Annotated in this window: 6 protein-coding genes; 4 read left to right on the forward strand and 2 right to left on the reverse strand. The window is 65.8% G+C overall.

All coding sequences use genetic code 11. From position 1 onward, the window contains the following. Positions 1-2 precede the first annotated feature (2 nt). From treS to C0R46_RS13600, 3 genes are all read left to right on the forward strand, one after another. The gene (gene treS, locus C0R46_RS13590) at positions 3-3,338 is read left to right on the forward strand and encodes a maltose alpha-D-glucosyltransferase (protein WP_102960180.1); all 3,336 of its coding nucleotides are present in this window, start codon (positions 3-5) and stop codon (positions 3,336-3,338) included. Beyond that, entirely contained in the window at positions 3,335-5,563 is a 2,229-nt protein-coding gene (gene glgB / locus C0R46_RS13595) for a 1,4-alpha-glucan branching protein GlgB (protein WP_102960181.1), read from the forward strand. The genes treS and glgB overlap by 4 nt, the downstream gene beginning before the upstream one ends. Before the next feature lie 143 nt (positions 5,564-5,706). Continuing rightward, complete coding sequence (locus tag C0R46_RS13600; protein WP_102960182.1) at positions 5,707-6,660, forward strand: aldo/keto reductase; 954 nt, start codon at positions 5,707-5,709, stop codon at positions 6,658-6,660. Between the two features lie 48 nt (positions 6,661-6,708). On the opposite strand, the gene C0R46_RS13605 is transcribed toward C0R46_RS13600, so the two are convergent. Both C0R46_RS13605 and C0R46_RS13610 read right to left on the reverse strand, forming a co-directional pair. Next, complete coding sequence (locus C0R46_RS13605; protein WP_102960183.1) at positions 6,709-7,917, reverse strand: GGDEF domain-containing protein; 1,209 nt, start codon at positions 7,915-7,917, stop codon at positions 6,709-6,711. 196 nt (positions 7,918-8,113) lie between these two features. Further along, on the reverse strand, positions 8,114-11,473 hold the full coding sequence (locus tag C0R46_RS13610) for a transglutaminase family protein (RefSeq protein ID WP_102960184.1): 3,360 nt from the start codon (positions 11,471-11,473) through the stop codon (positions 8,114-8,116). 216 nt (positions 11,474-11,689) lie between these two features. On the opposite strand from C0R46_RS13610, the gene C0R46_RS13615 reads away from it, so the two are divergent. Continuing rightward, positions 11,690-12,793, forward strand: a complete 1,104-nt coding sequence (locus C0R46_RS13615; protein ID WP_102960271.1) for a zinc-binding metallopeptidase family protein — start codon at positions 11,690-11,692, stop codon at positions 12,791-12,793. Positions 12,794-12,863 lie beyond the last annotated feature (70 nt).

A 12,863-nucleotide genomic window follows, 5' to 3' on the forward strand; every position in this document is an offset into this window, starting at 1 on the left:
CCATGAACGAGCACGTCATCCTGACGCCGAACGAGGCGAGCGCCGGACCGAACCCGGCTGCGCATGACTGGTACAAGGACGCGATCATCTACCAGGTGCACGTCAAGACCTTCGCCGACTCCAACGGCGACGGCGTTGGCGACTTTGCCGGCCTCCTGAGCCGCCTCGACTACATCCAGGAGCTCGGCGTCACAGCCATCTGGCTGCAACCCTTCTTCCCGTCGCCGCTGCGCGACGACGGCTACGACATCTCGGACTACTGGTCGGTCAATCCCACCTACGGCACGATGGAAGACTTCGAGCGCTTCGTCGACGAGGCGCACAAGCGCGGCATGCGCGTCATCATCGAGCTGGTGATCAACCACACCTCGGACCAGCATCCCTGGTTCCAGGCGGCGCGCAACGCGCCGAAGGACAGTCCGGAGCGCGACTATTACGTCTGGCGCGACGACGACAAGGGCTACGATCTCACCCGCATCATCTTCCTCGATACCGAAGTGTCGAACTGGACGTGGGACCCGGTCGCACAGCAGTATTTCTGGCACCGCTTCTATTCGCACCAGCCCGACCTCAACTTCGACAATCCGAAGGTCATGGAGGAGGTGCTGTCGGTCATGCACTTCTGGCTCGATAAGGGGGTCGACGGGCTGCGGCTCGACGCGATCCCCTATCTCGTCGAGCGCGAGGGCACCAACAACGAGAACCTGCCGGAAACGCACGATGTCCTGAAGGCGATCCGCGCCGACCTCGATAAGCACTATCCCGGCCGCATGCTGCTCGCCGAAGCCAACCAGTGGCCGGAGGACACCCGCCCGTATTTCGGCGACGGCGACGAGTGCCACATGGCGTTCCACTTCCCGCTGATGCCCCGCATGTACATGGCGCTGGCGCAGGAAGATCGGCTCCCGATCACCGACATCATGCGGCAGACGCCGGAAATCCCCGATAATTGCCAGTGGGCGATCTTCCTGCGCAACCACGACGAGCTGACGCTCGAAATGGTGACGGCGGAGGAGCGCGATTACCTGTGGTCCACCTACGCCGTGGACACGCGCGCGCGCATCAATCTCGGCATCCGCCGGCGCCTTGCGCCGCTGATGGGCAATGATCGCCGCAAGATCGAGCTGCTCTACGCCCTGCTCCTGTCGATGCCAGGCACGCCGGTGCTCTACTATGGCGACGAGATCGGCATGGGCGACAACTACTATCTCGGCGATCGCGACGGCGTTCGCACACCGATGCAGTGGTCAGCTGACCGCAATGGCGGCTTCTCGCGTGCCGATCCGCAGCGGCTCTATCTGCCGGTGATCCAAGACCCGATCTACGGCTACCAGGCGACGAATGTCGAAGCGCAGTCCAACAATCCGTCGAGCCAGCTGAACTGGAGCCGTAGGCTGATCCAGGTGCGACGCACCAAGGAAGCCTTCGGCCGTGGCACGATCTCGTTCCTGTATCCGTCGAACCGCAAGGTGCTCTGCTATGTGCGCGAGCACGGCGGCGAGCGCATCCTCTGCGTTGCAAACCTGTCCTCATCGGCGCAGGCGGTGGAACTGGATCTGTCGACCTATGCCGGCGTGCAGCCGGTCGAGATGCTCGGACAGTCGCGGTTCCCGGCGATCGGCCTCGGCACCTACACTCTGACGCTCCCAGCCTACGGCTTCTTCTGGTTCGACCTTTCCACCAATGCCGGCGGACCGCAGAGCTCGGAGCCGGTGGCCCTGCCGGACTTCACCACCATTGTCGTCACCGGCGATCTCAAGGCGACGCTGAACGAGCGCAACCGCCGCGAAGTCGAGACGATCATGTCGAGCTGGATGGGCGGACAGCGCTGGTTCGCCGCCAAGGCGGACCGGCCGCGGCAGGCCAAGCTCGACGTTCTCGGCACGCCCGCCGGCGGCTCGCGCGGCCATGCCTTCAACGAGGTGAGCATTGCGACCTCCGAAGGCGAGCATCGCTACTTCCTGCCGCTGAGCGCCAAGTGGGGCGAGAATTACCTCCATCGCGACGCGCCGACGCTGCCCTATACGCTGATGAAGATCCGCCAGGGCCCGAAGGTCGGCGTGATCCTCGACGGGTCACGCGATCCCTTGCTGGTCACGATGATGGTCGGCCTCATGGCGAAGGGCGGCGACTACGCTTTGAGCGAGACCGGCACGCTCCGTGTCGAGCCGTCGGCGGCCGCCTCGGAGAAGCTCGCTGCCGCCGCCGAAGTGGATCAGGCCGACATCGCGCCGCTCTCCGGGGAGCAGTCCAACACTTCGATCGCGGTGGGTCGCACGGCGATCCTGAAGCTCTACCGGCGCCTGCGCGACGGCATCCAGCCGGAGCTGGAGGTCACCCGCTTCCTCACCGAGAAGACCGACTTTGCCGCAGCCCCGGCGCTCCTGTCATCGATGGTGCTGAAGCGCGAGGACGGCAGCGAGGCGGCCGTCGCCGCTCTGTTCGAGCGCGTCGACAACCAGGGCGACGCCTGGGCGGTGGTGACGGAGGAACTCGCCCGCTTCCTGCGCGACAACGCCTATGCCATCCAGCCGCCGGTTGAGGAGATGGGGCACACGATCGAGCCGGAGTCCGGCTCCATGATGCTGACCCGCCTCGACACCGGTCCGGTGATCGGCAAGCGCACGGGTGAGATGCACCGGGCGCTGGCGACGCTCACCGGCGATCCGGACTTCGATCCTCAGCCGATGGACGACGAGGCGCTGGCGGACTTTGCCGCGGCGGCCCGGCGTGAGGCTGAAAGCGCGCTCGACCTCCTGGAGCGGCTGGGCGCCTCTTTGCCCGAGGCCGTTGCCGAGGATGTCGGCCGGCTGCTGGCGGCTCGCTCCGCGATCCTCGCCTGGTTCGGCGACGTCCTGACGACCGGCGTCGGCGGCGCTCTCACCCGCATCCACGGCGACTATCATCTCGGCCAGCTGCTGGTCTCGCGATACGACGTCATCATTCTCGACTTCGAGGGTGAGCCGGGGGCATCCCTGGAGGACCGTCGCCGCAAGTCCTCGCCGCTGCGCGACGTCGCCGGCATGTTGCGCTCGTTCGACTACGCCGCCTATACCGCGCGCGACAGGGCCGGTCCGGCGGACGAGACGACCGCTGCCCGTCTCAAGGACATGGCGGAGGCGTGGCGCGACGAGACGAGCCGCTCCTTCCTGTCAGCCTGGAGTTCGGCCTCCGGCATCGATCACACCGATGATGGAACCGCGCGGCTGCTCGATCTCTTCGTGCTGCAGAAGGCGTTCTACGAACTCAAATACGAAGCTGCGATGCGGCCGAGCTGGCTGCCGATCCCCTTGCGCGGAATCGTGGCTCTCCTCGAAAAGCGACAGGTCCTGAAATGAGCGATACGGCCACGACCAACGGCGGCGCGTCCGCCGCCGTCGAGCATCGTCCGAACCCGCATGAGGTCGAGGAGATCGGCCGCGGCGCCCATGGCGATCCGTTCTCCATTCTCGGCATCTTTGCGGCGGATGGTGGCAGCATCGTGCGCTGTTTCCGGCCCGGAGCACAGACGGCCGCTGTGATCGATGGAAGCGGGAACGTCCTCGGCGAACTGGAGCCCGTCGGCCATGACGGCTTCCACTCCGGCTTCGTGCCGGGGCTGCAGAAGGGTCAGCCTTACCGCTTCCGCTTCACCCATGACGGCATCACTTGGGAAGAGGAGGACCCTTACCGCTTCGGCTTCATCCTCGGCGACCAGGATCTCTACTACTTCGCGCAGGGCACGCACTACCGGCTGTATGAACGTCTCGGCGCCCATCCGTCGACGATGGACGGCGTCCATGGGACGGCCTTCGCCGTGCTGGCGCCCTCGGCGCGGCGCGTCTCCGTCGTCGGCAACTTCAACGCCTGGGACGGCCGCCGCCACGTGATGCGCAAGCGGCACGAAGCCGGCATCTGGGAGCTGTTCGTCCCCGGTATCGGCCGCGGCGAGGTCTACAAATACGAGGTCGTCGGCCCGGATGGCAGCATCATGCCGCTGAAGGCCGATCCGGTCGGCTTCAAGCAGGAGCAGGCGCCGTCCACGGCCTCGATCGTCGAGGGCCTCGTCGAGCACGACTGGAAGGACGAGGCATTCCGGCAGCACAGCCAGGACTGGCAGGATGCCGAGAAGCCGATCTCGATCTACGAGGTGCATCTGGGTTCTTGGCGCCGTGGCGAGGGCAATAGCTTCCTCGACTACAAGGCGCTGGCCAGGGAGCTCGTGCCTTACGTCAAGGACATGGGCTTCACCCATGTAGAGTTCCTGCCTGTATCCGAGCATCCGTTCTACGGCTCCTGGGGCTACCAGCCGATCGGGCTCTATGCGCCGACCTCGCGCTACGGCTCGCCGGAGGATTTTGCCGAGCTCGTCGATGCGCTGCACCAGGCCGGCATCGGCGTCCTGCTCGACTGGGTGCCGGGACACTTTCCGACCGACATCCACGGCCTCGGCTGGTTCGATGGCACGGCGCTCTACGAGCACCCGGATCCGCGGCGCGGCTTCCATAAAGACTGGAACACGCTGATCTACGACTACGGTCGGACGGAGATCCGCAACTACCTCGTCGCCAACGGCCTCTACTGGCTCGACCGCTTCCACATCGACGGCCTGCGCGTTGATGCGGTGGCCTCGATGCTCTACCTCGACTACTCGCGCAACCACGGGGAGTGGGAGCCCAACATCTATGGCGGGCGCGAGAACCTCGAGGCCATGGCCTTCCTGAAAGAGACCAACGAGCGCGTCGGCGAATACTATCCGAAGGCGACCACACACGCCGAGGAATCAACGGCCTTCCCGAACGTCTCGAAGCCAACCTATCTCGGCGGCCTCGGTTTCCACTTCAAATGGAACATGGGCTGGATGCACGACACCCTGCACTACATGCAGGAAGAGCCGATCAACCGGCGCTATCACCAGCACCACATGACCTTCGGCATGGTTTATGCCTATTCGGAGAACTTCGTCCTGCCGCTGAGCCATGACGAGGTCGTCTACGGCAAGGGCTCGCTCCTGGGGAAGATGCCCGGCGACCGCTGGCAGAAGTTTGCCAATCTGCGCGCCTATTTCGGCTTCATGTGGTCTCATCCCGGCAAGAAGCTCATCTTCATGGGCGGCGAGTTTGCGCAGGAGCGGGAGTGGGCGCACGACTTCTCGCTCGACTGGCACCTTCTGGAGAACGAGGACCACAAGGGCGTGCAGCGGCTGGTTCGCGACCTGAACCAGCTCTACCGCGAGATCCCGGCTCTCCATCAGCTCGACTGCGACCCTGCCGGCTTCGAGTGGGTCGATACGTCCGATGTCGAGCAGAGCGTCATCTCCTTCCTGCGCAAGGATCGGGAGGGGCGGCATGTGCTGGTCGTCTCGAACTTCACGCCGGTGCCGCGGCACGACTACCGCATCGGCGTGCCGCAGGCCGGCCGCTATGTGGAGCGGTTGAATACGGATGCCGGGATCTATGGCGGCTCCAATGTCGGCAATATGGGCAGCGTCGACACGGAAGAGGTCGGTGCGCATGGCCGGTCGCACTCTGTGCTGCTGACCCTGCCGCCGCTCGGCACGATCGTGCTGGCGCTGGAGGGCTGAGGCAAGCGTCCGACGCTGGATCAAGGAAGCGCCGTGCTTGAGGCAGGCGGCGGCGCTTCCTCAATTCCTCAAACAAAGCAGAGTTTGCGGCGTCCAAGAGCAGCGTCCAACGACGCCGTCCGACCCGCAACAGGGAGCCTGATATGCAGCCACGCCCGCTCGGCCGGACCGGCCTTCAGATCATGCCGCTCGTCTTTGGCGGCAACGTCTTCGGCTGGACGGTGGACGAAGCCCAGTCGTTCCGCCTGCTAGACGGCTTCGTCGATGCGGGCTTCAATGCCATCGACACCGCGGACGTCTATTCGTCTTGGGTGCCCGGCCATAGCGGCGGCGAGTCCGAGACGATCATCGGCAAGTGGCTGAAGGCCAACCCGGCCAAGCGCGACAAGGTTCTGATCCTGACCAAGGTCGGATCCGACCTGGGCGGGGACCGCAAGGGCCTGTCGGCCCGCTGGATCGCCCAGGCGGTCGAGGATTCGCTCAAGCGTCTGCAGGTTGAGCAGATCGACCTCTACCAGTCGCACTGGCCGGATGAGAGCGTGCCCTACGAGGAGACGCTCGGCGCCTATGCCACCCTGCTGAAGGTCGGCAAGATCAGGGCGATCGGCGCCTCGAACCTCTCGGCATCGCAGCTGCGAGAGTCGCTCAAGGTCGCCAGGGAGAAGGGTCTGCCGCGCTACGAGACCCTGCAGCCGGAGTACAATCTCTACAGCCGGGCCGATTTCGAAGGCGAGCTGCGCGAGCTCGTGGTCGCGGAAGGTATCGGCGTCATCACCTATTTCAGCCTTGCCGCGGGGTTCCTGACCGGCAAGTACCGCTCCGACGCAGACCTCTCGAAGAGCCAGCGCGGCGAGGGCATGGGCAAATACCTGAACGAGCGCGGCTTCCGGATCCTGAAGGCGCTCGATGCCGTTGCGGACCGGCACGGCGCCAAGCCGGCCGAGGTCGCGCTCGCCTTCGTCATGGCGGCCGAGGGCGTGACCGCTCCCATTGCCAGCGCCACCAGCGACAGTCAGCTGCAGAGCCTCGTGAAGTCGGCGTCGCTGACGCTGTCAGCCGGAGATAAGGCGGAACTGGAACGCGCCAGCGCCGTCTGAGGTCGGGCCGCTCCACGGCATCTGGTCTGTGACGCGCACGGGTCTCGGTCAGGCCGCGGCTTCGAGCAGCTCGGTCCGACGCGGGGCTGCCTCGATATTGGACGGCGGCGGGGCGACGCATTCGATACGGTCCCGGCCGAGCCGCTTGGCCTGGTAGAGCGCCGTATCGGCGTCGGCGAGGAGGCCGATCAGGGTGCCCGTTCTGTCCGCCCTTGCGATGCCGATGCTGACGGTCACCGGCTCGGACAGGCCCGCAAGAGCGGGTGAGCGCGCCCTGAGGCTGGTTGCGACACGCGCCGCAATCTCCTTGGCTTTAGCCAGAGGCGTCTCGGGCATCAGCATCGCGAACTCTTCGCCACCCAGGCGGGCAACGACGTCATGGGCGCGTGCCTTGGTCCGCAGGATGAGGCCGAAAAGCTGCAGGACGTCGTCGCCGGTCTGATGGCCGTGGAGATCGTTGATGGTCTTGAAGTGGTCGAGGTCGAAGACGAGCAGCACTGCAGGCAGAGCGCCAGGCGCCTGGGCGTGCAGAACGTCCTCGGCTTTGTGCGTGAAGGCACGACGGTTGTCGAGGCCGGTGAGGTAGTCCGTCTGCGAAGCCTGGCGCAGCCGCTCCTCACCTTCGTCGCGCACCAGAGCCAGAAGGGCGGTCGGCGCCGCGACGGCAAAGAGCACGCCTTCGATCATGGTCACGACCGCGATCAGCGGGAACAGGTCGCGGCCGGCCGTGATGGCCAGGATCGGCAGCCCGGCCGCGCGCAGGACATAGATCGTCCCATGCACGGCGAAGATCGCCGCGGCCATGTTGCGCGACCGCAGCTCCTTCAGCCTGTCCAGCCGCGCCAGCATGAAAGCTGCGGCCAGGCAGGGCGCCGCGATCGGCACCGATCCGGCCGAGAGCCATAGGTCGTTGGAAAGCGCCAGAGGTGCAAAGAGCCAGCCGGCCGGCACCAACAAGGCCAGCGCCATCAGCCGGCGCGGAGCGCGATAGTTCGCAAAGCGGGCAATCCCGTAGGCAAGCAGGAAGTAGCCGCCGACGGCCAGGCTGTTCGATACACCGAAGAAGAACAGCGGTGGGAAGGCGTCCCGCACGGCCATCATCGCGCAGGCTAGGGCCAGAAGAACGTAGCCCCACCCCCAGATCCGCAGGATCGGAGTCCGTGACGGATGGTAGCGCCGCTCGGACAGCGTGATGAGCGTCGCCCATCCGAGGATCGCTGTTCCCAAGAGGAAGAGGGTTGGAACGTCGACTCGCATCGCCTTTGTTCGCTGCTTAAACGGCGCGAAACTAGACGATGAGGTGCGGATTGTTCCTTTAAAGCCAGTCGATCTTTAGCGGCATGGTGAAGGATTTACTTCCTGCAGGAGCACCTTGGGCAGCAGTTCGCCTATTACGTTCGCGCCTTGATGGACCCGCGGCGGAAGGAATCAGAGTTCGCTCCGCCGCTCGCCTTCAGACGGCGAGTGACGCCGGGCGGCGCAGGTCCAGCGTCAGCGGGAAGGACGGGTCCGGGATTTCGATCTGCGGCTCGAAGCTGCCGGGTGTGTGGCCGATCTCCTCGAACCGTGCGAGCCGCCGCGCCTCCGCCTCATAGGCGTTGACCGGGAAGGTATCGTAGTTGCGCCCGCCGGGATGGGCGACATGGTAGATGCAGCCGCCGATCGAGCGCTTCGACCAGCGATCATAGATGTCGAAGGTGAGTGGCGCGTGCACCGGGATCGTCGGGTGGAGACCGGAGGCCGGCTGCCAGGCCTTGAAGCGCACGCCCGCTACCGCTTCGCCGGCAACGCTCGATGGCCGCAGCGGCACGACGCGGCCGTTGCAGGTGACGAGGTAGCGGTCGGAGTCGAAGCCGGTGCACTTCACCTGCAGGCGCTCGACGGAGGAATCGACGAAGCGGACCGTGCCGCCGATGGCCCCTGTCTCGCCCATCACGTGCCAGGGCTCCAAGGCCTGGCGCAGCTCCAGCGTCACGCCCTCGCGCTCGATGCGGCCGCAGAAGGGGAAGCGGAACTCGGCCTGCGCCTCGAACCACTCGGGCCGGAAGGGGAAGCCGGCGCGTTCGAGATCGCCGAGGATGTCGAGGAAGTCGTGCCAGACATGCTCTGGCAGCATGAAACGGTCGTGCAGGCTGGTGCCCCAGCGGGCAAAGCGGCCGGTCTCGGGGCTCTTCCAGAATTTGGCGATCAGCGCGCGCACCAGCAGTTGCTGGGCCAGACTCATGCGCGCGTCCGGCGGCATCTCGAAGCCACGGAACTCGACAAGCCCGAGCCGGCCGGTCGGGCCGTCCGGCGAATAGAGCTTGTCGATGCAGATCTCGGAGCGGTGGGTATTGCCGGTGACGTCGATGAGGAGGTTGCGGAACAGCCGGTCGGTCAGCCAGGGCGGCGTCGCCATGGCCTCGCCGGGGCCTGCGACCTGCGCCATGGCGATCTCGAGTTCGTAGAGCTGGTCATGGCGCGCCTCGTCCACCCGCGGCGCCTGGCTGGTCGGTCCGATGAAGAGGCCGGAGAAAAGGTATGACAGGGACGGGTGGCGCTGCCAGTAGAGGACGATCGACTTCAGAAGATCCGGCCGGCGCAGGAAAGGCGAGTCGATCGGCGTGGCGCCGCCGAGGACGACATGGTTGCCGCCGCCGGTGCCGGTATGGCGGCCGTCGATCATGAACTTGTCGGCGCCGAGCCGCGAGGCGCGCGCCTCCTCGTAGACGGCGGTGGTGATGGTGACGCTCTCGCGCCAGGAGGCAGCGGGATGGACGTTGACCTCGATGACGCCCGGGTCGGGCGCGACGCGGATGACGTTGACGCGGGGATCGAAGGGCGGCTGGTAGCCCTCGATCTGCACCGGCAGATCATGCCGCTCCGCGACCGTCTCGATGATGCCGAGAAGCTCGAGATAGGCCTCCACGTCTTCCATCGGCGGCATGAAGACGCAGAGCGTGCCGTCCCGGGGCTCGATGGAGATGGCGGTGCGAACCCGGCCGATGATCTCGGTATCGGTCGAGGCGGCCGGGCGCTGTTCAGAGCTCTCGATGAAATGGCCCTGCGCCTGCGATGCCTGCGACTGGGATTGTGCGCCGGCGCGCATGCTATCGCGGCCATGGCCGAATTCGCCGGGCTCCGGCAGAGGCGGAAAGCTCTGCATGGGGTCCGCCGGGTGGACATAGGGAAACTTGGCCGGCGGGATATAGGGCAGCGAGCCCAACGGCAGACGATAGCCGACCGGGCTGTCGCCTGGCACGAGGAGAAGCTTGCCGCGGCGGGTCGACCAGCGCTCCGACATCCAGCGTCGGCGGGCCTGCGACTGCCAAGCCTGAACGGGGAGGACGTAGCCGGCCGGCTTCGAAAGGCCCCGGCTGAAAACCTTGGCCAGCCTTGCGCGCTCCTCGGGATTGTCCAGCTTGGGATCGGCCGGGTCGACATTCTCGGGAAGCTGCGCCTCGCGCGGCAGCCAGTAGGCCGGGTCTTCGTAGGCGGGTGCGACATTGGAGGTGTCGAGATCCAGGCCCGCGGCAATCTCGCGCGTCAGCGTCTCGGCATCGTCGATGGTGATCGATCGCCGGCTGTTTTCGCGAGCGATGCGGTCGGGATTGCGCCAGATCGGCTTGCCGTCCTTGCGCCAGTAGAGGGAGAAGGTCCAGCGCGGCAGCGTCTCGCCCGGGTACCACTTGCCTTGGCCGTAATGAAGGAAGCCGCCCGGCGCGAAGCGCTCGCGCAGCCGGCGGATGAGATCGTCGGCAAGGCCGCGCTTCTGCGGACCCGTCGCGTCGGCATTCCACTCGCCCGACTGAAAGTCGTCGATCGAGACGAAGGTCGGCTCGCCGCCGGTCGTCAGCCGCACGTCGTTGCGCACCAGTTCGGCGTCGACGACCTGCCCGAGCGCATCGAGCGCCTGCCAGCTTTCATCGGAGAAAGGGTAGGAGACGCGCGGCCGCTCGGCGATGCGCGTCACGCTCATGTCGAAGGCGAACTCGACCTCGGCATAGTCGACGGCGCCGCTGATCGGCGCGGCGGAGCGGTAATGCGGCGTTGCCGCCAGCGGCACATGGCTCTCGCCAGTGAGGAGGCCCGAAGTCGGATCGAGCCCGACCCAGCCGGCGCCGGGGATGTAGACCTCGGCCCAGGCATGCAGGTCGGTGAAGTCGTGGTCGGTGCCGGCCGGCCCGTCCAGCGCCACGATGTCGGGCTTCAGCTGGATCAGGTAGCCGGAGACGAAGCGGGCGGCGAAACCGAGATGGCGCAGGATCTGGACGAGCAGCCAGGAGGTGTCGCGGCAGGAGCCGGAGCCGCGTTCCAGCGTCTCCTCCGGCGTCTGGACGCCGGGCTCCATGCGGATGAGGTAGGTGATGTCCTGCGATAGCTTGCGGTTCAGCCCGACGAGGAAGTCGGTCGTACCGGTCTCGCTGCGATCGAGCTCGGCGAGGAAGGTCTGGAGGCGTGGGCCGGCGGCCTCGGGTCCAAGATAGGCCTTCAGATCGCTTTTCAGCACCTCATCATAGTTCAGCGGCCAGGTCTCGGCGCCTTCCTCGATGAAGAAGTCGAAGGGGTTGTAGACCGTCATGTCGGCGAGGAGGTCGACCTCGATGCGGAACTCCGTCGCCTTTTCGGGAAAGACGAAGCGGGCGAGGTAATTGCCGAACGGGTCCTGCTGCCAGTTGATGAAGTGGTTCTCGGGCGTCACTTTCAGCGAGTAGGACGGCACCCGCGTGCGCGAATGCGGTGCCGGGCGCAGTCGGATCACCTGCGGCGCGAGCTGCACCGGTCTGTCGTAGCGGTAATGCGTGACATGGTGGAGCGCGGCGAGAACGGACATCGATACTTCCGGCAAGAACGGCGACAGGCGTTGCGGTTGAACCATAGAGGTTCGAGAGGCAGCGGCAAGCGCGCCGTCGTGCAGCGCAGGTTGCATCCGGCCCCCCCCATCCAGCGGGCCAGGGAACCGTGCGGAGCCCTGCGCATTGATGCGCGACCGCAGGCGCTCGGGATGAAGCGTGAGGTCAGCCATGCGCGTTTCCCAAAGGCCGAAGCGATGAAGCTCTTCTCCTGCCCGAACTGCCGTCAGGTCGTGTTCTTCGAGAACGTCGTGTGCGAACGCTGCGGCCATGCCCTTGGCTATGAACCCAAGCAGAACCGCATGCTGGCGCTGGAGCCGGAGGACGGGATCTGGAAATCCGTCGGCACCCATAGCGACGGCAAGCTGTGGAAGTACTGCGCCAACTACGAATACGGCGCCTGCAACTGGCTGGTGGAAGGTGAGCGGGAGGAGACGCTGTGCCTCGCCTGCCGGCACAACCTGATCATTCCCGACCTGTCCGATACCGAGCGCGTCTCGCTGTGGCAGAAGATGGAGCAGGCCAAGCGGCGGCTGTTCTATTCGCTGCTGCGCATGAAGCTGCCGCTGGTGACGCGTGCGGAGGATCCGGAGGGCCTCGGCTTCGAGTTCCTGTCGAACGACGAGTCCAGTGACCAGGCAGTCATGACGGGGCATGACGAAGGGCTGATCACCATCGCCCTCATCGAGGCGGACGATGCCGAGCGCGAGAAGCGCCGGCACGCGATGAACGAGCCCTATCGCACGCTGCTCGGCCATTTTCGGCATGAGATCGGCCACTGGTACTGGGACCGGCTGGTGCGCGACGGCGGTGTGCTGGCCGAATGCCGCGCAATCTTTGGCGACGACGAGGAAGACTACAACGCCGCGCTGCAGCGCCATTATGCGGAAGGCGCGCGACCGGACTGGCAGCTCGAATTCGTCTCAGCCTATGCGGCGTCCCACCCCTGGGAGGATTTTGCCGAGACCTGGGCGCACTACCTCCACATCGTCGACACGCTGAACACCGGGCATGCCTGGGGCGTCGTCATCGATCCGCGCGTCGATGATCAGGGATTGCTGACGACCAAGATCGACATTGACGTCTTCGACGACGCCGTGACGATGGACCAGATTGCCGATGCGTGGCTGCCGCTGGCGACGGCGCTCAACTCGTTCAATCGCTCCATGGGACACCAGGATCTCTATCCCTTCGTCCTGTCGGAGCGCGTGATCGAGAAGCTGCGCTTCATTCACGATCTGACGCATGGCCGCATCGGGCACGGGCGGAGCGGCAACGCCGCCAAGCCTGCTGCGGCGTAAAGGCGCGAGAGCCCGCCATTTATTGTCGTGGCGGCGAAAAAACTGCAGCGCTCGGTGGTTGAAGGCTGAG

Origin of the sequence: Mangrovicella endophytica, from assembly GCF_002893625.1 — a bacterium.
Taxonomy (GTDB): Bacteria; Pseudomonadota; Alphaproteobacteria; order Rhizobiales; family Rhizobiaceae; genus Mangrovicella; species Mangrovicella endophytica.